Annotated in this window: 22 protein-coding genes; 7 read left to right on the plus strand and 15 right to left on the minus strand. The window is 39.5% G+C overall.

Features of this window, described 5'->3' with window-relative positions; genetic code table 11:
• Positions 1 to 76: 76 nt before the first annotated feature.
• Positions 77 to 415, plus strand: coding sequence for a sporulation membrane protein YtrH (gene ytrH, locus AC3WR0_RS02785; RefSeq protein WP_027320254.1), 339 nt, complete (start codon positions 77 to 79; stop codon positions 413 to 415).
• On the plus strand, positions 412 to 921 hold the full coding sequence (ytrI, locus tag AC3WR0_RS02790; RefSeq protein ID WP_492550873.1) for a sporulation membrane protein YtrI: 510 nt from the start codon (positions 412 to 414) through the stop codon (positions 919 to 921). The genes ytrH and ytrI overlap by 4 nt, the downstream gene beginning before the upstream one ends.
• Positions 922 to 1,091: 170 nt before the next feature.
• Here the strand turns inward: ytrI and AC3WR0_RS02795 are convergent, their stop codons facing one another.
• Complete coding sequence (locus AC3WR0_RS02795) at positions 1,092 to 2,033, minus strand: DHH family phosphoesterase (RefSeq protein ID WP_492550874.1); 942 nt, start codon at positions 2,031 to 2,033, stop codon at positions 1,092 to 1,094.
• 131 nt (positions 2,034 to 2,164) lie between these two features.
• Here AC3WR0_RS02795 and AC3WR0_RS02800 point away from each other — a divergent pair, with 131 nt between their 5' ends.
• Positions 2,165 to 2,464, plus strand: coding sequence for a YtpI family protein (locus AC3WR0_RS02800; protein ID WP_492550875.1), 300 nt, complete (start codon positions 2,165 to 2,167; stop codon positions 2,462 to 2,464).
• A 75-nt stretch (positions 2,465 to 2,539) separates the two neighbouring features.
• On the opposite strand, the gene AC3WR0_RS02805 is transcribed toward AC3WR0_RS02800, so the two are convergent.
• The 3 genes from AC3WR0_RS02805 to AC3WR0_RS02815 all read right to left on the minus strand — a co-directional run bounded on the left by AC3WR0_RS02805 (position 2,540) and on the right by AC3WR0_RS02815 (position 5,205).
• The gene (locus AC3WR0_RS02805) at positions 2,540 to 3,859 is read right to left on the minus strand and encodes a DRTGG domain-containing protein (protein ID WP_492550876.1); all 1,320 of its coding nucleotides are present in this window, start codon (positions 3,857 to 3,859) and stop codon (positions 2,540 to 2,542) included.
• Between the two features lie 139 nt (positions 3,860 to 3,998).
• Positions 3,999 to 4,244, minus strand: a complete 246-nt coding sequence (locus tag AC3WR0_RS02810; RefSeq protein WP_492550877.1) for a hypothetical protein — start codon at positions 4,242 to 4,244, stop codon at positions 3,999 to 4,001.
• A gap of 280 nt (positions 4,245 to 4,524) precedes the next feature.
• A complete protein-coding gene (locus AC3WR0_RS02815; protein WP_027320260.1) occupies positions 4,525 to 5,205 on the minus strand; it encodes a metal-dependent hydrolase in 681 nt (226 codons plus the stop codon).
• Positions 5,206 to 5,590: 385 nt separating this feature from the next.
• On the opposite strand from AC3WR0_RS02815, the gene AC3WR0_RS02820 reads away from it, so the two are divergent.
• On the plus strand, positions 5,591 to 6,688 hold the full coding sequence (locus AC3WR0_RS02820) for a M24 family metallopeptidase (RefSeq protein ID WP_492550878.1): 1,098 nt from the start codon (positions 5,591 to 5,593) through the stop codon (positions 6,686 to 6,688).
• A gap of 44 nt (positions 6,689 to 6,732) precedes the next feature.
• Here AC3WR0_RS02820 and ald read toward each other — a convergent pair whose 3' ends face one another.
• Positions 6,733 to 7,854 carry an alanine dehydrogenase gene (ald, locus tag AC3WR0_RS02825; protein WP_492550879.1) on the minus strand — a complete coding sequence of 374 codons (1,122 nt, stop codon included), beginning with the start codon at positions 7,852 to 7,854 and terminating at the stop codon, positions 6,733 to 6,735.
• A 246-nt stretch (positions 7,855 to 8,100) separates the two neighbouring features.
• On the opposite strand from ald, the gene AC3WR0_RS02830 reads away from it, so the two are divergent.
• Positions 8,101 to 9,429, plus strand: a complete 1,329-nt coding sequence (locus AC3WR0_RS02830) for a cytosine permease (protein ID WP_492550880.1) — start codon at positions 8,101 to 8,103, stop codon at positions 9,427 to 9,429.
• Between the two features lie 26 nt (positions 9,430 to 9,455).
• On the opposite strand, the gene AC3WR0_RS02835 is transcribed toward AC3WR0_RS02830, so the two are convergent.
• Positions 9,456 to 9,854: a hypothetical protein gene (locus AC3WR0_RS02835; RefSeq protein WP_492550981.1), complete on the minus strand. Its 399-nt coding sequence runs from the start codon at positions 9,852 to 9,854 to the stop codon at positions 9,456 to 9,458.
• A 391-nt stretch (positions 9,855 to 10,245) separates the two neighbouring features.
• Positions 10,246 to 10,413 carry a hypothetical protein gene (locus AC3WR0_RS02840; protein WP_492550881.1) on the minus strand — a complete coding sequence of 56 codons (168 nt, stop codon included), beginning with the start codon at positions 10,411 to 10,413 and terminating at the stop codon, positions 10,246 to 10,248.
• 101 nt (positions 10,414 to 10,514) lie between these two features.
• Between AC3WR0_RS02840 and AC3WR0_RS02845 the strand changes: the two genes are divergently transcribed.
• Both AC3WR0_RS02845 and AC3WR0_RS02850 read left to right on the plus strand, forming a co-directional pair.
• A complete protein-coding gene (locus AC3WR0_RS02845) occupies positions 10,515 to 10,964 on the plus strand; it encodes a universal stress protein (RefSeq protein WP_027320263.1) in 450 nt (149 codons plus the stop codon).
• A 130-nt stretch (positions 10,965 to 11,094) separates the two neighbouring features.
• Positions 11,095 to 11,409, plus strand: coding sequence for a hypothetical protein (locus AC3WR0_RS02850; protein WP_492550882.1), 315 nt, complete (start codon positions 11,095 to 11,097; stop codon positions 11,407 to 11,409).
• Positions 11,410 to 11,560: 151 nt separating this feature from the next.
• On the opposite strand, the gene AC3WR0_RS02855 is transcribed toward AC3WR0_RS02850, so the two are convergent.
• The 8 genes from AC3WR0_RS02855 to AC3WR0_RS02890 form a co-directional block, all read right to left on the minus strand.
• Positions 11,561 to 12,073 carry a MogA/MoaB family molybdenum cofactor biosynthesis protein gene (locus tag AC3WR0_RS02855; RefSeq protein ID WP_492550883.1) on the minus strand — a complete coding sequence of 171 codons (513 nt, stop codon included), beginning with the start codon at positions 12,071 to 12,073 and terminating at the stop codon, positions 11,561 to 11,563.
• On the minus strand, positions 12,070 to 12,912 hold the full coding sequence (locus AC3WR0_RS02860) for an EcsC family protein (RefSeq protein ID WP_492550884.1): 843 nt from the start codon (positions 12,910 to 12,912) through the stop codon (positions 12,070 to 12,072). The genes AC3WR0_RS02855 and AC3WR0_RS02860 overlap by 4 nt, the downstream gene beginning before the upstream one ends.
• A gap of 280 nt (positions 12,913 to 13,192) precedes the next feature.
• On the minus strand, positions 13,193 to 14,386 hold the full coding sequence (locus AC3WR0_RS02865; protein WP_492550885.1) for an acetate kinase: 1,194 nt from the start codon (positions 14,384 to 14,386) through the stop codon (positions 13,193 to 13,195).
• A gap of 293 nt (positions 14,387 to 14,679) precedes the next feature.
• Positions 14,680 to 15,666: a class I SAM-dependent methyltransferase gene (locus AC3WR0_RS02870; RefSeq protein WP_492550886.1), complete on the minus strand. Its 987-nt coding sequence runs from the start codon at positions 15,664 to 15,666 to the stop codon at positions 14,680 to 14,682.
• Between the two features lie 184 nt (positions 15,667 to 15,850).
• Positions 15,851 to 16,351, minus strand: coding sequence for a thiol peroxidase (tpx, locus tag AC3WR0_RS02875; protein ID WP_492550887.1), 501 nt, complete (start codon positions 16,349 to 16,351; stop codon positions 15,851 to 15,853).
• Between the two features lie 162 nt (positions 16,352 to 16,513).
• Positions 16,514 to 16,996, minus strand: coding sequence for a GerW family sporulation protein (gene ytfJ, locus AC3WR0_RS02880; protein WP_027320270.1), 483 nt, complete (start codon positions 16,994 to 16,996; stop codon positions 16,514 to 16,516).
• Positions 16,997 to 17,013: 17 nt separating this feature from the next.
• Entirely contained in the window at positions 17,014 to 17,709 is a 696-nt protein-coding gene (locus AC3WR0_RS02885) for a DUF2953 domain-containing protein (RefSeq protein WP_492550888.1), read from the minus strand.
• Positions 17,710 to 18,021: 312 nt separating this feature from the next.
• Positions 18,022 to 18,543 carry an RDD family protein gene (locus AC3WR0_RS02890; protein WP_492550889.1) on the minus strand — a complete coding sequence of 174 codons (522 nt, stop codon included), beginning with the start codon at positions 18,541 to 18,543 and terminating at the stop codon, positions 18,022 to 18,024.
• Between the last annotated feature and the right edge of the window lie 3 nt (positions 18,544 to 18,546).

Raw genomic sequence — 18,546 nt, forward strand, 5'->3', positions numbered from 1 at the left:
TCTAAAAACATAAATACATGGGGCCGTCCATATGATGAAGTATGAGGTATAAAATCAGAATGAGGCGGTTGGTGTGATGCGGGAAATTGGATTTTTTCCGTCGTTTATTGAAAGTTACTTTATGGCGCTGGGTGTTCTCCTGGGAGGTTCTTTAGTTGGAGGTCTTGCCTCTTTTTTAACAGGACAGCCCCCATTCACAGCTATATATCGTATGTCTGCTTCATTGCGGATTTGGGCCATAGTTGCAGCCATTGGCGGAACCTTTGATACCTTTTATAGCTTTGAAAGGGGATTGTTTAACGGGGATACTAAAGACCTTTTTAAGCAATTTTTGTTAATCATGTCAGCAACAGGAGGCGCACAAACTGGGGCTTTAATTATTAACTGGCTGACACAGGAGCATATCTCGTCATGAGAATTCCTCCCTTATACAAAAGTCCTGCCTGGCAGCGATTGCTTGCAGGAATGGTAATCGGCGGTTTAATCAGCTGGGTTATCTTTTTATATATTTTTGGTGTACTTCAGGAAGAAAATACGAAGAAGCTTGAAATGCAGGAAGAAACAATTAGGGATTTAACAGGGGATATTAAAATTTGGCAGGATGAATACAAAGCTTTAAACAAGAAGAATATTGAGTTATTAAAAATTCAGGATATCAGTGTAAGGATTACCAACTGGGAAAATTATAAGAAATATGGAATTGATTCTTTTAGTGTTTTTGAGCTTGAAGATGCTATTAAAGAAGATATTGGCATGATGAAAGCCAAGGATCTTGATACTGTTTTTAAAAGCAGGGATCTATTGAAGAAGGTAATTGAAAACCGGGGAGTTAAGTTTAATGATAAGCGGTATCGGCTCGAGGTTAAAGAAATTGTCATTTATACCACACTTTCTATTCAGATCCATCTTCATCTTGAATGAAAAAGCGCAAGCATTTTTAGTATTATATCTATTTACTGGGGCGGAATTTTCAACCGCCCCTTTTATTCTTAGGTTCATTTCCTAAACTTTGTTGTTTTTAAAAGCAAAATAGACTCACTTTCGGCGGCCAATTCTTAACATCAAAGAAGCCAAATGTTCCAGCAGTTTTATTATTCTGCTCCTTGGCAGACTCTTTCCAATTCCTCTACCACTGAGGCAGCCTCTTCCCATGAATAGATGGATGCACCTGAAGCAAGCGGGTGCCCTCCCCCATTAAACTTGCGGGCAAGACCATTAATAACCGGCCCCTTTGAACGTAGGCGAACCCTAATCTGGTCTTCTTCTTCTATAAAAAACACCCAAGCTTTAATTCCCTTCACCTCGCCCAATACACTTACCAATAGGGATGCCTGGGAAGGCACAGCGTCAAATTGCTTAAGCAGTTCTTTTGGCAGGGAAACCGATGCAGCACCATTCTCGTGAAGCTTAAAGTTTTGCAGTACATAACCGTTTAGCTTTACAAGATTATGTTCCATTTCGTACAAATTATTATAAATATCAGTTCTTGAAAAATTGTAATGAATTAACTCGCCAGCGCAGGCAAAAGTTCTTTCCGTTGTACTTGGAAAGAGAAATCTACCTGTATCACCGACAATTCCCGCATATATAAGCCTTGCAGCCTCATCAGACATTTTAAGGCCTTTATCTTTTCCAAATAAATAAAATTCATAAATCATTTCGCTTACAGAGCTTGCCTCTGTATCAACCCATAGCAGGTCTCCATAGGGATCTTCATTTGGATGATGGTCAATCTTGATTAACATATCTCCGGATGAATACCGATTGTCATCAATTCTTGCCTGATTGGCTGTATCACATACAATGACAAGCGCTCCCTCGTAGACCCCATCATCAATTTGGTCAAGCCTTCTCAGGAAATTAAGTGAGGACTCTTCTTTACCAACCGTGTAGATATTTTTTTCCGGAAATGACGTTTTCAAGACTTCAGCAAGTCCACCCTGGGATCCATAAGCATCCGGATCGGGTCGGACATGGCGGTGGATAATTATTGTTTCATACTTTTTTATTGTTTCTAGTATTTTCTCTTTCATATTTTCTCCTTAGATTGTTTGAATTTTTATTTAAATCATTCAAAGAACAAACCTGGTAAAAGGTATATATGGCATTTTACGATATGAAGTTGTAAAATGTAAGAAGATTGCCCAAATATGGAGGAACTAAAATGCCAGTGTTTGTTTTCTTTATTATTCTTTCTTTTGTTTTCTATGTATTTTATAAAATAAGATTTGTACGAAGCCACCGTCCTGTTGAGAAAAAATGGCTGTCTGCCAAATCTTCAATTGCACTCGGTCTTTTTGTGACGCTGTTCGGCCTTAACCAGATCTACCTCTACCAAACCACTCTGACCTATATTATTGCCGTTGTTTTTGTCATTATGGGCGGCTTAAGCATTTGGAACGGAGTAAAGGCTTATAAATATTATCAGCCATATGCTATTGAAGAAGCAAAGAATTTAAAATAATTTATGCAGTATATAGCCGCTTCCGCACCTGGACAGCGGCTTTATTCTTTTATTGTATATACCATATCCGGAATCTCAAGCGCGGTCAATTAACTGGCACATCATCATAGCTTTCCCGACAAGTGTTCCTTCATTGAAAACTTCTACATCAACTTTACCAAACTTTCTCCCCACCTCAAGGACTTTCGGAACCACTTCAAGAACACTATCAATTTGAACAGGTTTGATGAAATAAATAGTCATGTTCTCTACTACAAGGTCACCCTTCTTATAACTGCGGAGAATCCGGTTTGCTGCCTCTGAGACTATAGTTGTAAAAACACCGTAAGATATAGTACCGAGATAATTCGTCATTTGCGGAGTTACCTCGCATCGGTAAATCTCCTCACCCTTTAGTCTTCCTTTTGTCAGTACCATCTGATTCGTTACAATGTCATCAATTGTCTCTCCAACCTGTGGCTGCCTTTGGTTCATTTGCAGTGCCTTTAATACGTCCTGACGGCTGATAATACCTTCAAGCCGATTCGAATCGTCAACAACAGGAAGAACCTCAATTCCTTCCCAGACCATCATGTGAGCGGCGGAGGCAATGCTTGTTTTTCCGCTCACAGCCATTGGACTTTTGGTCATAACTTTTTCAATAGATGTATCCAAAGCTTGTCCCATTATATCCTTAGAAGTAACCATTCCCTGGATTTTCATATTATCATCCACAACCGGATATCTACTGTGAAGAGTTTCCCGATTATGCAGATGCCACTTTTCTATTTTTTCCGTTGTTTTTAAATAGACAGTTGAGGATATTGGGGTAAGAACATCCTCTACTAAAATAATTTCCTTTTTTATTAACTGGTCATATATAGCGCGATTGATCATAGTTGCTACTGTAAACGTATCATAGCTTGTTGAAATAACAGGAAGCTGCAATTTGTCCGCAAGCTTTTTAACATGGTCTTCTGTATCAAATCCTCCAGTTACCAAAACTGCCGCCCCAGCTTTTAGTGCGTGTTCATGTGCTTTAATCCGATTTCCGACAATTAGCAAATTGTCTGCTCCCGTATATCTCATCATAGCCTCAAGCTTCATAGCACCGATGACGAATTTATTAAGGGTTTTATGCAATCCAGCCCTGCCGCCAAGAACTTGTCCATCAACAATATTGACCACCTCGGCATACGTTAGCTTTTCTATATTTTCCTTTTTCTTTTTTTCAATACGAATAGTGCCGACCCTTTCTATCGTACTTACATACCCTTTATTTTCAGCATCTTTAATTGCTCTGTAAGCCGTACCCTCACTCACACTCATCGCCTTTGCGATTTGCCTGACTGATATTTTTTCTCCAATGGGGAGTTCATCAATATAGTGCAGAATTTGTTCATGCTTTGTAGCCAAGACCCTCACCCTTTTTTTATCCGCAATTTCCTAAACCCCCGGCAACGGAGATTCTTCCTATCTATTATTATAAGGTGTTAAAAGTCTCGAGTAAACTAAGCCTGTATAAGGAAAAAGGATAAGATGGCATCTTATCCCTTTATTCCAAAAATGATCGGCTTCCCTTTTTCTGCGGTTTTCGGTTCATGCCCTCGATATTTTTCCGGCTGCGAGGTGTGTATAGCAATCCGGAAAGGTTACCGGCTGCCACACACAAAGCTAGTAAAATCCATGAATAAGCAAACCACGCCTGGGAGCCTCCACCTGAAAAATTCATCCTTGGAATTGCAAAATAAAGCATAAATCCGGCCGCCAAAAGGCAAAGCAAATAACGGTTTTTCTTCATATGAACCTCCTTAAAACAAAGCTTGTTTCATTTTTATGCTTTAGCAAGGGAAAAAAGTCGTGTCTAGGAGATTTGAATTGAAAAACTTGGCATTCGCCAAGTCCTTTTTGGCGGATGCCCTAGTTTTGCTTATCACGCTCAAAACGGCACATCCTGTGCCTTTCGCCTGACTAGGACTTCCTGTCCGTCGTGCGTTCAGAATTTATGGATGTAAAATCTGATTAGCTAAAATAAAAAAAAGCCAAAATGAATTTGGCTTTTTACATAATTTTTAAAAGTTTTAAAGTTCAATTGATTCCCCAGCCTGAAGCACTCTTCCTTCCTGGCCATCAAGCATTTCAATGAATCTTTGAGGATCCTGCTTAATTGGAGGAAAGGTATTATAGTGGATCGGAACAACAATTTTTGCATTAAGAAGCTTTGCGGCATATGCGGCATCCTCGGGACCCATGGTGAAATTATCACCAATTGGAAGAAGAGCCAAATCAATCGGGTGACGTTCCCCTATTAATTTCATATCGGAGAATAATGCAGTATCCCCGGCATGATAAACCGTTTTCCCTTCATTCATAAATAAAATTCCCGCTGGCATACCGCCATAAATAATTTGTCCATCTTCAGTAGAAAAGCTTGATCCGTGGAAAGCCTGGGTTAATTTCACCTTTCCAAAATCAAATTGATAGGAACCCCCTATATGCATGGCATGTGTATTAAGCCCTTTACTACCGAGATAGTCAGCAATTTCAGCATTGCCCACCACAAGGGATCCATGCTTCTTTGCCAATTCAACAGTATCACCCACATGATCTCCGTGAGCATGTGTAAGCAGGATTACGTCAGGTTTAACATCATCTGCCTTTAAATCAGTTTGCCCGTTCCCTGTGATAAAAGGATCAATAAAAATTGTTTTTCCATTGCTTTCAATTTTCACAACTGAATGGCCATGATAGGAAACTCTCATACTTTTTCTCCTTTCGAATTAACAATTGGAATTTTTAATCAGGGAGTCTTCTTTTAACCACCCGGAATAGTTTTAGACTATCATGTTCATTTTATATTAGCAAAAAATGAGATTTCAAAATAAATCTTAAATTAAACTTTATTGTCTAGCTCCAGCGCCCGGCGAGTTTTCATCCTCCCGAGTATCTTGCAACATGTATACCGAAAGGGGATACTTGATGCAGCTAGTGTCCATCCCATCCTCGATAATAAGCCAAACTTCTAACCGCTATGCTCCTACGAGTTGTCCCTCTGCAACGCCTAGGGGCTCGAGGCAGTTAACGGGCGCTTGCGCTTTTCTTTTTAACTTGCTAAGCTTTTTATATTAAGTAGTGGGGGGCATAAAAATGAACAAGCGATTAGAAAATTTAATAGCGTGGATGAAGGAAAACGATGTTCAGGTAACTTTCCTGACATCTTCTGAAAATGTTTTTTACTTAAGCGGCTTTTATAGTGATCCACATGAGCGTTTGCTGGGGCTTGCTGTATTTCAGGAAGGCGAGCCATTCCTTGTTTGTCCCGGAATGGAAAAGCACAGTGTCAGACGGACTGGCTGGAGCCAGGAAATTATCGCCTACAGTGATATTCAAGATCCATGGGAATTAATTAACAAGTCCATTGCAGGAAGAGTTTCGCGTCCTTCAAAGGTTGCGATAGAAAAAGAGCATATGAATGTGGAACGCTATGAAAAAATCTCATCTCTTTTTCCAAATGCAGAATTTGTTTCAGCAGAGGAAAAATTAAGAGTGATTCGAATGATCAAGGATGAAAAGGAATTAAAAATCATCAGAGAAGCTTGTGCCCTTGCCGACTATGCTGTTGAATTCGGTGCAGCGGAAATTAAAGAAGGAAAAACTGAGCTTGAAATTCTTTCCGCAGTTGAGTTTGCGTTAAAGAAAAAAGGAGTTACCGAGATGTCATTTGCTACTATGGTACTTACCGGTGCAAACGCAGCATCTCCCCATGGAACACCAGGGCTAACTAAAATTCAAAAAGGGGATTTAGTTCTTTTTGATCTTGGGGTAGTTATTGATCGTTATTGCTCCGATATTACCCGAACAGTAGCTTACGGAGATATTAACGAAAAACAAAAGGAAATTTACGATACAGTTCTTAAAGCTCAGCTTGCTGCTGTTGAAGCAAGCAAACCTGGTGCAACTTGTGCTGAAGTTGATTTAACTGCACGAAAAATAATTTCAGAAGCCGGATATGGAGAATATTTCCCTCACAGGCTTGGACATGGTCTTGGGATTAGTGTACACGAATATCCTTCTATGACAGAAACAAACCAGCTTGTTCTTCAGGAAGGAATGGTCTATACCATAGAGCCAGGCATTTATGTTCCTGATGTTGCAGGGGTGCGAATTGAAGATGATGTTGTCATTACAGCAAACGGAGCTGAAATTTTAACTAAGTTTCCAAAGGAATTACAAGTGTATAGATGAAATGAAGAGAAAAAATCCGGGATAATCATCCCGGATTTTTTTTATTACATTTTTTCAAGAAGGGATCTTGTATCTGAGAATTCAACACCGTGTGCTTCAGCAACGGCTTCATAGGTTACAAAGCCATCCAAAGTGTTAATTCCTTTTAATAAAGCAGGATTATCTAGGCACGATTGTTTGTAGCCCTTATTCGCAATTTGAATTGCATAAGGCACTGTAACATTAGTCAGTGCAATAGTAGAAGTACGCGGAACTGCTCCTGGCATATTCGCAACCGCATAATGAACAACACCATGTCTAACATAAGTTGGGTTATCGTGAGTGGTAATCCGGTCAGTTGTTTCAAAAATACCGCCCTGGTCAATTGCAATATCAACCACTACGCTTCCTGGAGACATTGACTGAATCATTTCTTCCGTTACCAATTTAGGAGCTTTGGCACCAGGAATTAAAACAGCGCCAATAACCAAATCAGATTCCTTTACTGCTTCCGCAATATTATAAGGGTTGGACATAAGTGTGGTTACATCCGTTCCAAAAATATCGTCAAGCTGGCGTAAACGATCAGGATTTAAATCAATAATAGTTACTTTTGCTCCAAGGCCGATTGCCATTTTAGCTGCATTGGTACCAGCTACCCCACCGCCGACAATTGTGACTGTTCCTCTTTGAACACCAGGTACGCCTGAAAGAAGGATTCCCTTCCCGCCATTTACTTTTTCAAGAAATTGTGCTCCAATTTGCGGAGCCATTCTTCCTGCTACTTCGCTCATTGGAGTTAGCAATGGAAGTGACCCATTTTGAAGCTGAACTGTTTCATAAGCAATACCCACAACTTTATTTTCGATTAAAGCCTTTGTAAGCTCTGGTTCTGGTGCTAAATGAAGATATGTAAATAAAATTAATCCTTCACGGAAATAAGTATATTCTTCTGGAAGAGGCTCTTTTACCTTCATAACCATTTCCATGGACCATGCTTCTTGCGCAGTCTCAACAATAACTGCTCCAGCGGCTGTATAATCCTCATCCGTAAATCCTGAGCCGAGCCCGGCGCTTTTCTCAATATAAACCTGATGGCCAAACTTTAAAAGGTTCACAACCCCAGCAGGTGTCATAGCTACACGGTTTTCATTGTTTTTTATTTCTCTAGGTACCCCGATCTGCATTACGCATGCCTCCAATTAATATGTTTCTATCTATATGGAATAAACCGCTTTAAATATAACACCTTCATCCATGAGAATAAAGTGAAAAATGTTAATATTAAAGCACAAAAATGAAAACACTTACATTTTAACGAAACTGGGCTGCTTATCCTATCATTTTTTAATAGTAAAAAGGAATATCTTCTCCCTATTATCAAAATATCTGTAATATAATAAATGGAAATCCATTATGAAAGGATTAGAATCGTGACAGTACAAGTATCCAAATCTGCAAAAATTGAAAAATGGGGGCTTGAGTCTGTTCCCAATGAACTAAGAAAAACCAGCTGGTTCGATTACTTTATCCTTCAGCTTTCCTTTTCAGTGAACTCAGGCAACTTTCTTGTTCCAGCCCTTGCAGTACTAAACGGTAACCTCTCGTTCTTCGCTGCAGTTGCTGCAACTTTGGCTGGGGCCATTGCTTCGTTTATATTTGTTTCTGCACTGGCAATGCCTGGAGCTATATACGGCCTTCCTGCACAGTATGCTATTCGCGGACTTCTCGGAACGGGCCTCACCAGATTTATCGCCTCCCCTATCAGGGTAATTACCTCTTTATATTGGTTTGCAGTCCAAACTATCGGAGGCACAATAGCACTTATTGAGATTGTTAAAAAGCTTACAGGAACAAAGCTTTCCTTGCTGCCTATTTCTCTTTCTTTGGCACTGACTATGGCATTACTAGCTCTAATTGGATTTGAGGCTGTTAAAAAAGCTTCCCGATTATTTATGCCTGTCCTAATTATCGGCCAGCTCATTTTGATTTATTTGTTTGTTCATTATGCAGCTGTCCATCATGAAGCAGGAACACTTTTTAACCATCAATGGAAGGCTTCACACTTTTTCCTTTATTCTAGCTTAGCCTTTGTCCAATACATATCTGGTGTAAGTGCTTCTTCAGATATGGCAAGATATAGCAGAACACCTAAAGAGGCTTTTTGGGGACTGCTAATAGGAAATGGGGTAGGTTTTTTAATAACTTCCATGCTTGCAGCCTTTTCAGCAGCACTCATTGGTAATTGGAACCCGTTTGCCGGCGCCTCATCCCTAATTGATTCTAAGTGGATACTTGTGATCTTAATGATTTGTGTTGGTGTATCCATGATATCGATTAATATGAATAACGCTTATACCGGGGGATTTAGTTTGTTAAACACCTTTCATCAATTAGGGCGAGTAAAAAGTTCCCTTATCTTTGGCGTTGCGGCAATTATTCTGAGTGGATTCCCACAGCTAGTAAATGGGGCACAAAAATATATTTCGTATTTGGGAACCTTCATTATCCCTCTTTCCGCTGTCATTATTATTGATTACCTGGTAATTAAAAAAGCAGCCTTATCCGAAAATGATTTGATTGCTATCTCTTCTGGCAGTTATCGTATAAACAAGGAGGCCCTCTGTGCAATCGCTGCAGGTGTTTGTTTCTTTTTTCTTATTCCCAAAAACTTTTCTCCTGGATTTGTTTCCTTTCTTTTAACATCCTGCTTTTATTTGGCCATGTTCTATTTCATAAAAACCAAAAAAGCTCCGCGATAAAACGCGAAGCTTTCATTTTTCTAGTTTTAATACCCAAAACCTCCGTAAGGATAATAAGGCGAATAGTAAGGGTAACCATAGCCATATCCGTAGCCGCCATATAATGCAGGGGATAAGGCTGCTCCTGCAAGCAGTCCTAATCCAAGCCCGCCCAGCCCCCAGCCCCATGGTCCACCAAAGCCCCAGCCCCAAGGACGTCCAAAGCCAAATCCAAATGGACCACCGAAACCGCCAAATCCAAAGCCTGGACGTCCAAAACCTCCGAAACCAAAACCTGGGCGGCCAAACCCTCCAAATCCAAAACCTGGGCGGCCAAACCCTCCAAATCCAAAACCTGGGCGGCCAAACCCTCCAAATCCAAATGGACGAATTCTTTCATCATTAGGATCTATTGAAGAATGATCATAATAAACCTCAGTAGGCATTGCCTGAATTTCTGGGCTCAATGTTTTTCCTCCTCATATTTTTTATTTACACTTAAAGAATATGCAGAATTCAAAACACCGTATGGGTAACAACCCAACTTTTCACAAAAATTATGGTTATATGCCTTCTATATATGTTTTTTTCTACATTAGAAAAACTTGGCATTCGCCAAGTCCCTTTGGCGGATGCCCTAGTTTTACTTATCACTCTCAAATCGGCACATCCTCGAAAAAGTTATGCTTTTTCTTCGTGCGAGGCAAAGCTGACGAAGCTTTCCTTGTCCTGTGCCTTTCGCCTGACTAGGACTTCCTGTCCGTCTTGCGTTCAGAATTTAGGGATATAAATTCTGATTAGCTAAAAAAAAGCTGCAAATTACGCAGCTTTTCAAAGTTAAGTTAAGTCTTCTGAAGTTATAGTTTGCTGAGCCTTTTGCTTCGCCTCTTCTTCTCCCATAAAACCACTATTATAAGCACCCATAATCTGCTCGCTTACCTCATTTAATCCCTGCTCATCCATTTCAAAATAATTCGTTTGTTTCTTAGGTTCATTTTTACTCATTTCCCTGTCTCCCTTCGATTAATTACCTTATTATTTTTCGATATATTGTTACATTTATGTGTGACGAATTATTGTATAATTTAGGTAAGGAGGGATTGACGATGGGACTTAAATATCAAAATATTTTAGTTGCCGTGGATGGTTCCAAGGAAGCGGAGTGGGCTTTTAAAAAATCAATTGAGATTGCAAAAAGAAACAATGCAAAGATTTTCCTGGCACATGTGATTGACACTCGTACTTTTGCTTCTGTAGAGGCTTATGATCGTACTATTGCGGAACGGGCAGATAAATATGCTGTGGAACTGCTTGAAAAATATAAAAAGCAAGCAATTGAGGCAGGAATTAGCAGTATTGACTATATACTCGAATTTGGTTCACCTAAAGTCAGGATTCCTAAGGATTTAGCCAGAAAACATAAGGTTGACTTAATTATTTGCGGGGCGACTGGACTTAATGCGGTAGAACGATTTTTAATTGGAAGTGTTTCAGAACATATTACTCGTTATGCTCCTTGTGATGTACTTGTCGTCAGAACTGAAAAAGATGAATAATTGAATATATTAGCACGTGTTCCTGTTTGGGACGCGTGCTTTTAAATTAGTCCGAAAAACCTTTTCAATATATACATGGGTATTTTTATAGTAAAATAAAACCACTAACACCCTGGGGGATAAAGATAAAATGGAAAATTACTTTATTTTTGATCAAAGGCTTGGTATCCCAATTCCAGATTTAGAAAAGGAATGGGAAGAGTTTAACAAACGAACACAGCAGGAGCTACTGTTTCAGTGGGAGAAAATTCGCGGAGGAATTCCTGATCGAATTGCTGACCTCGAAGAGGTTATTAACAAGAAACAAACCGAGCTTTCAAATGAAAGTAATTTCCCGCGTTCCTGTGCACTTAATTCAGAAATAGCCGATCTTGCCTCGGTAATAAATGATCTTTGGCTCTGGTACCGTACCAATCAGGGAATATCCGCTAAAATGCACCAGTAATCAAAAAAGTAGTAACAATCTTTTTCGGTAACCAGTTTAGTTATCCCTTTTGCTCTCAGAACCCATTTGCGGTCACTAAAAACAATAATTTTAAAGTTAAAAAAAGGAAGAGGAGGGTTGTCCCATTTTCACGGACACCCCTCCTTCTTTTTTATAAGTCCTTTTTTAATTCTCTAACTACGTGGCCCATTTCCGGTAAAATCAGTTTTTTCATAGCAAGCTTAACTGCACCACTCGACCCTGGCGTAGAGAATATGGCTTTATTTTTGATAACCCCTGCTATTGCTCTTGATAAAATGGCTGCCGAACCAATATCCTCCTGATAGCTAAGCATTCTAAATATTTCTCCGAACCCAGGCATTTCTTTTTCTAAAAGTTTTTGTACTGTTTCTATAGTAACATCGCGCTTGGCTACACCCGTACCACCATTTGTCAGGATTACGTCAATTTCTGGCATCTCGCACCCTTTTAATATTTCTTCTTGAATTTCTACCGTATCATCTTTCACGATAGTATAGTCGATAATGTGGTGTCCTTCCGCTTCAAGCAGTTCAATCATTAGCTGGCCGCTTTTATCAGTTTGCTTATCCCTTGTATCACTGACAGTTATGATCTTGCAATTAACCAAGTGGGGAGCTTTTCTTTTGTGCTCTTCGAGACTCAAGCCAAATCATCTCCTTTTTCACTTAAATAGCGGAGCTGGTAATATTTTTGGGCGAATTCAGTCACCCTCCGGGTAAGCTGATAATTCGCCCCTGCACCAATTGCCATGCTAATAAGGGGTATGCCCTGAATCATTTTCTTTTTAAAAACGGCAATTACCATAGCTTTAAAAATTTGCTGGATTGGCTGTTCTAGCCAGCTTGTATCCGTTAATTCCTCGTTGCCTTCATAAAAATAACGTTCGTGTCTTTGGTTGGTGTCTTCCACCAAACTTCTCCATCCATCTCCCTGCATTCTTATTGGAAGTGTTGCAGTATGGAATACTTTTAATGAAGTCATCATCTCAAAAGGAGTATTCACTTCTACCCCGTATGTCATAGCAATTAACTGGACAGCCCTAAGGTTAATAATGGCAATGGCAGGAATATCCGTTCCAAGAAGCAAAGTTCCTCCCGTTCCAGCTATTCCACCCTGAGCAAAAGAATATAAACGGTGTCTGGCTATTTGCTGCTGCGCAATATATTGAAGCTGATCAATATCCAGAGATTTTAAATCCTCCACTTTTTCAAGACTGCTATTAAAAACTCTCCCTGCCGAAAGTATTCTTTCCTTGGCGTCTATTTGAAGCTGTGAACCCTGTATGAGAGCATGGAGATGAAACAGCCAAGTGTCTATAACTGAAAAAAACTGCTGTTGAATATTTTCAGGCAATAGTGCAAAGCCCCGTTCAAGATATTTTTCATATGTTAGCTGGAAATCATTTGGCTCATAGCTTAGAAGCCTTTGTTCCCAGTCTTTAATTTCATGCAGAATCAATTGTTCCCGACTGGTTAATTGCATGGCTGGTATCCTCCCAATCCATAGGCATTATATTTTCTTTCAGTATAGCAAATGATTCCAGCCAATCAAAATGCTGCAGCCGTTTTATTAGAAAAACTTGGCATTCGCCAAGTCCCTTTGGCGGATGCCCTAGTTTTACTTATCACGCTCAAAACGGCACATCGTGTGCCTTTCGCCTGACTAGGACATCGTGTCCGTCGTGCGTTCAGAATTTAGGGATATATATTCTGGTTAGCTAAAAAAAAGCAAAAATCCTAATCGGATTTTTGCTTTTTTAAAATTACTTGATGTTACCAAAGTGGACAACGTCTCTTGCAATCATAACTTCCTCGTTTGTAGGAATGATTAATACTTTAACGGGAGAATGAGGATAGTTGATAAAAGCTTCTTCCCCTCTTACCTTGTTAAGAGCAGGATCCCAGTATACGCCCATGAACTCAAGGCCCTTTAAAACATTCTCCCTGATTACATCGCTATTTTCACCAATTCCAGCAGTAAAAATAATAGCATCTACACCATACATGCGTGATGCATAGGAACCGATATATTTATGGATACGATTTGCAAAAACCTCAAGTGCCAGCTTTGCCCGGTTATTTCCCTGCTTGGCCTGCACTTCAATATCCCTTAAGTCACTTGAGAATCCGGATACTCCAAGCATACCGCTCTCTTTGTTGAGAACATCAAGTACTTCTTCAGCTGTTTTATTGGTTTTTTCCATAATAAAAGGAATTAATGCAGGGTCGATATTTCCTGAACGTGTTCCCATTGTTACACCAGCCAGCGGTGTAAAGCCCATGGATGTATCAATGGATTTTCCACCTTCAATGGCAGCTATACTTGCTCCGTTACCAAGGTGGCAGGAAATGAGGCGAAGCTGTTCGACAGGACGCCCCAGAAGCTCAGATGCACGCTGTGAAACATACTTATGGGAGGTTCCGTGGAACCCGTATTTACGAATACCATATTTCTCATAGTATTCATATGGCAAGCTGTATAGGTAAGAACTTTCCGGCATTGTCTGGTGGAAAGCTGTATCGAATACAGCAACCGCAGGTACATTTGGGAGAACGTCCTGGAAAGCTTTGATTCCAGTTAAGTTTGCTGGATTATGAAGAGGAGCCAGCTCAGATAAAGCCTCAATCTTGTTAAGTACTTCGTCATCAATCAGAATAGAATCATTGAAGGCTTCACCACCGTGAACAACCCTGTGGCCAATACCGTCAATTTCATCAAGAGATTTAATAATTTCCAGTTTGGTTAACTTATCAAGCAGCATCTTAACAGCAACAGCATGATTTGGAATGTCAGTAATCTCCTGAATTTTTTCCCCATTTACCGTAATATTAAAAATGGCATCATTTAAGCCAATTCTTTCAATTAAACCTTTTGTAATAACTTCCTCACCCGGCATTTCAAATAATTGAAACTTTAATGATGAACTGCCGGCATTGATTGCAATAACTTTTGCCATTTAACAACCGCTCCTTCTATATCACAACATCATTGGAAGATGTCTTTATCTAGTACAACTTTTATGGTGCCTAATTGAGTATCTCTCAATTTACTCATTAAAACACGGTGCAGAGCTCATTTCAAGGTAGTTCACAAATTTTTAACGGTTTCACTGAAATAAACATCTTTTCAGATACTTGCCATAATTAAAAATCCTTCAATGTTTATTCCCTCTTAATAAAAGCATAAGTTAATGGAATTAAAATTTTCCAGCCAAAGAGCATAAGAAAACCGGCAGAAGCCGGCGTGTAATCACATTTTATTTTCCAAAAACCATTTATCAATTTTCCGAAGAACATTATCCATTTCTGCTGCCTTAGAGAAACTCGGCATATTTACAAGCATTGCTTGTTTGGGTATCTTAATATCCTCCCCCTTTTTTTGAAGAATAAAGATACTCTTCGCGGAGTTCTTATTCTTAAACATAGTAAGGGGAAGCTGGACAATTCCCTGAACGACTGCATTTTCCTTCAAATATTCTCGGAGCTTGGGAGCCTGTGGGCTTTCAAAAAGGCCATTTGGAATAATAAAAAATAAATATCCTCCTGGCTTTGTATGCTTAAAGCTTTGTTCGATAAATAAATGATGGGAATAGGAATGCCCTTCTTCTGTCTTTAGCTGATAGTCCTGAGCTCGCAAATCGTTAGGATAATACCCGACAGGAAGGTCACTGATAACAGCGTCTACAGGATCAATAAATAAAGGCTCAAGGCTATCCTGATTAAAAAGTTCTACGGAGTGCTCCTGTAAATTGGAGTTTGCGTAGGCAAGCCTGATTAAAATATCATCTATCTCAATCCCTACAGATTCAATTTTTTTATTTGATTGCTGGTTCAATACCGTTGTTAAAAGATTTCCTGTTCCGACAGCCGGATCTAATATCCTATAGGAAGCCGCTTTAATAAATTTCTCTACCAGATAACCTACAAGCATCCCAACCGAATCAGGGGTCATTTGATGATTTGGCTGTACACTTTCTTTCATTCCTTTTAGGATAACTAACTGGTAGGCTTTTCTTATTTCCTCATTTGAAAACTTGTCCAAGTTAATTTCTTCATAAACCTTTTTTAGCCTTCTGACGGAAAGCTCACTTATTTCCTCCTGAAGAATGGCCTGCTGAAATAAATTTTCTCCTGTTTCAGCAACCGCCTCCAGAAATGTACAAGAAAGCTCTTCCTGTAAAAGAAGGGCTGTTTCATTAAATGCGGTAAATAACTTTTCTACCGGAGAGATTTTCATCCTGTTTCCTCCCGTTTAATTCTCTTACCTATTTTAGCCATGATTATCTGCTTTAACAAGTAATCAGGACTCACCTCAGCATTAAGTTTACAGGTAACACATTAATTACTGGAGTGCCTAGACACTCAGTCTAACAGCAAAAAAAGACCCTCTTTGCAGAGAGCCTTTTCCTCGCAGAACGATATTATTTTGCTTGTTTAGCCGCTTCGATTGCTGCTTCGTAATTTGGATGTTCAGTAGCTTCGCTTACATATTCAACATAAGTAACTGTATCACTTGAATCGACAACAAATACTGCACGTGCCAACAGACGAAGCTCCTGTATAGCTACCCCATAAGCTTCACCAAAAGAAAGGTCACGGTGATCAGACAAAGTCTGAACATTTTCAATGCCAGCTGCTGCGCACCAGCGTTTTTGTGCAAATGGAAGGTCTACACTGACGGTTAAAATTTTAACATTGTCAATCTGAGAAGCTTCCTGGTTAAAACGGCGAATTTCTGCATCACAAACACCTGTATCAAGAGAAGGAACAGAAGTAATTAAACGTACTTGTCCTTTTGTATTTTCAAGAGAAACCTCAGAAAGGTCATTTGCAAGAACCTTAAAATCTGGAGCTTTATCCCCTACTTTTACTTCATTACCTAATAGTGTTACTTGATTTCCCTTAAATGTTACATTTGCCATTTTTTCTTCCTCCTTTGTTCTATGTACACGAAATAACTATATCTTTTCAGAATCTTTTTTGCAATTAATAGGATTTATAAAAAGGCCCCGCTTTTTATTAAATTCCCTGTCCCTTACAGGAAAAAAGTTAACCTCCCAAACACGGAAGATTAACCTTATTCATTAAAATTCAAGATCTTGTTTTGGATAATTAGATTGCTGCTGCTGATCGGATTGCTGAGGCTTTTGACCGCCGCCTTGCTGCTGATCTTTCTTAGAAAGCATACTTTGGATTTTTTCAACTGCCTGAGGGGCCAAATCCAAAATCTTTTCATATAGGTGTGTACTTTCATCCAAGTGAAGCATTTTAACACCCTGTGAATTTACAATTAAAAAGGCTATTGGAGTAATAGAAACACCACCGCCGCTTCCGCCGCCAAAGGGGTGCCCTTTTTGTCCAGAACTCTGGCCCTGTCCATCTCCAGATCCCTCAAGCTTGAATTCACTGCCTCCTGCTGCAAACCCAAAGCCTACCTTTGAAACTGTGAGTATCACACTGCCGTCTGGAGTTTCAACGGGGTCGCCTATGATTGTATTAACATCAATCATTTCCTTTAAGCTTTCCATGGCTGTGGTCATTAATCCCTGTATTGGATGGTCAGACATTGCTGCTTCCTCCTCTATTAAACAGATTTTGATTTATCGCCGGACAATGCAGATAACGGCTTTGATTTAAATTTGGGCCGTCCGCCTTTCCAGAATTTAATCAGTTTTATTCCTGCCAAAATAGCATGCCCGATTCGGAATTGAAAAATACATGAGATTTGCGTCTGGGCCACAGTCAGCTGAAAGTAGGGAATTACCTGGACAACTGGGGTTTCTTTCATTTTTACATAATGGCTGACCAGCCCAATTATGCTTCCTTTTAAAGCCCATATTGCACCTGTCAGCATTCCAGTATGTGCCGCATCACCTATCCCGACCACTGTTTGCCATTGCCAATTTTTTATCGTAACTTTTTTTAGAAAGTTTCTTATGATTTTATGGAGCCCAAAGATATGACCCAGAAGGTTTTTCCAGTCATCCAGACTATTCTGTATATCATCGGGAGTAAACTGTTTAGTTTTTTCTCCACCCTTTTGGTCATGGTCTCCAGCCTGTGCGTTCCCTTTTACAACGAGTGAAGGAGAGTCATCGTCAACTTTGACCATCGGAACCTTAACCTTAAATTTTATTAAACCAAACCAAAACCTTACCTCAATTTTTAAATCATCATTATCTTTATAATGGCAGTAATTAAAATATATCGAGACTTTAGTAATTAGAATGATAACGAGAAGGAACAAAATTACCAGCAGGGCAAGAAGCAGCCATTTCAATTTCGCTCACAACCTTTCAGCCTAATAGTATTGGCAAAAAGGACAAAAATAAACATGCTGACACTAGTTACTTATGATTTAAGGAGAAAAATCAATACTTCGGTCCAAGTTTTTTAACTTGCTACTAACTTCACCTTAATGAAGGACACTTTCTTAACTCTCTTAGCTGGCTTTTTCCTCATAGCTTTTATGCTTTCCAAAAGGTTTTACCTTTCCCAGCCCTATGTGAATAGAAAAAAAAACGCACACGAGATTTGAAGTCTCAGTGTGCATTCTTTTATTTATACCCCTTAAAGTCTGCAGAAGCTATTATTATTTATCCACATGAATAACCGCAGTGTCTACAAAGAGGTCATGAAGTCCTTGTTTTTTAGGTAAAAAGGCCACTAAGGCGTATCCAATTATTAATGTCACTGAGATGAACCGGCCGATCCATTCACGAAACAGAACAGTGTTCCAGGATAGATTCGTTTTATCCCGTTCAATAACCTTTAGACCGAATACCATTTTTCCAAGCGTCTGACCAAAAAACTTTGTCATTAAAATAAAATAAAGATAAAAAATAACAGCAGAAGCTATGGCTGCCGGAGCAAATATTTTTGATTCTGACAGCGAAAGATGAAGAGCACGAAACAGAGGATTAATTAAAATCCTTTCCACACTGCCAATGACTATTAAATCAAGAAGATAAGCCCAAAATCTCATCCAAAATCCCGCATACCGCAAAGGGGGGGCAGGAGGTGGGACACTATTTTTAGGAGTCCAAATGCCGCTATTTTCTTCAAAAGCCTCAGAGTCCTTACCTGGCTCATTGATTAAGTTATTTGTTTCCATCCG

It is taken from the genome of Neobacillus sp. FW104-15D2 (genome assembly GCF_058790155.1).

Bases quoted from the DNA above. Each gene is read 5' to 3' on its own strand.
- AC3WR0_RS02860 (WP_492550884.1), bottom strand. From the start codon at position 12,912: ATGCAATTAACCAGTCGGGAACAATTGATTCTGCATGAAATTAAAGAC.
- AC3WR0_RS02845 (WP_027320263.1), top strand. From the start codon at position 10,515: ATGGGACTTAAATATCAAAATATTTTAGTTGCCGTGGATGGTTCCAAG.
- AC3WR0_RS02795 (WP_492550874.1), bottom strand. From the start codon at position 2,033: ATGAAAGAGAAAATACTAGAAACAATAAAAAAGTATGAAACAATAATT.
- AC3WR0_RS02810 (WP_492550877.1), bottom strand. From the start codon at position 4,244: ATGAAGAAAAACCGTTATTTGCTTTGCCTTTTGGCGGCCGGATTTATG.
- ald (WP_492550879.1), bottom strand. From the start codon at position 7,854: ATGCAGATCGGGGTACCTAGAGAAATAAAAAACAATGAAAACCGTGTA.
- AC3WR0_RS02865 (WP_492550885.1), bottom strand. From the start codon at position 14,386: ATGGCAAAAGTTATTGCAATCAATGCCGGCAGTTCATCATTAAAGTTT.
- tpx (WP_492550887.1), bottom strand. From the start codon at position 16,351: ATGGCAAATGTAACATTTAAGGGAAATCAAGTAACACTATTAGGTAAT.
- ytrH (WP_027320254.1), top strand. From the start codon at position 77: ATGCGGGAAATTGGATTTTTTCCGTCGTTTATTGAAAGTTACTTTATG.
- AC3WR0_RS02890 (WP_492550889.1), bottom strand. From the start codon at position 18,543: ATGGAAACAAATAACTTAATCAATGAGCCAGGTAAGGACTCTGAGGCT.
- ytrI (WP_492550873.1), top strand. From the start codon at position 412: ATGAGAATTCCTCCCTTATACAAAAGTCCTGCCTGGCAGCGATTGCTT.
- AC3WR0_RS02840 (WP_492550881.1), bottom strand. From the start codon at position 10,413: ATGAGTAAAAATGAACCTAAGAAACAAACGAATTATTTTGAAATGGAT.
- ytfJ (WP_027320270.1), bottom strand. From the start codon at position 16,996: ATGTCTGACCATCCAATACAGGGATTAATGACCACAGCCATGGAAAGC.
- AC3WR0_RS02850 (WP_492550882.1), top strand. From the start codon at position 11,095: ATGGAAAATTACTTTATTTTTGATCAAAGGCTTGGTATCCCAATTCCA.
- AC3WR0_RS02815 (WP_027320260.1), bottom strand. From the start codon at position 5,205: ATGAGAGTTTCCTATCATGGCCATTCAGTTGTGAAAATTGAAAGCAAT.
- AC3WR0_RS02800 (WP_492550875.1), top strand. From the start codon at position 2,165: ATGCCAGTGTTTGTTTTCTTTATTATTCTTTCTTTTGTTTTCTATGTA.
- AC3WR0_RS02835 (WP_492550981.1), bottom strand. From the start codon at position 9,854: ATGCCTACTGAGGTTTATTATGATCATTCTTCAATAGATCCTAATGAT.
- AC3WR0_RS02820 (WP_492550878.1), top strand. From the start codon at position 5,591: ATGAACAAGCGATTAGAAAATTTAATAGCGTGGATGAAGGAAAACGAT.
- AC3WR0_RS02870 (WP_492550886.1), bottom strand. From the start codon at position 15,666: ATGAAAATCTCTCCGGTAGAAAAGTTATTTACCGCATTTAATGAAACA.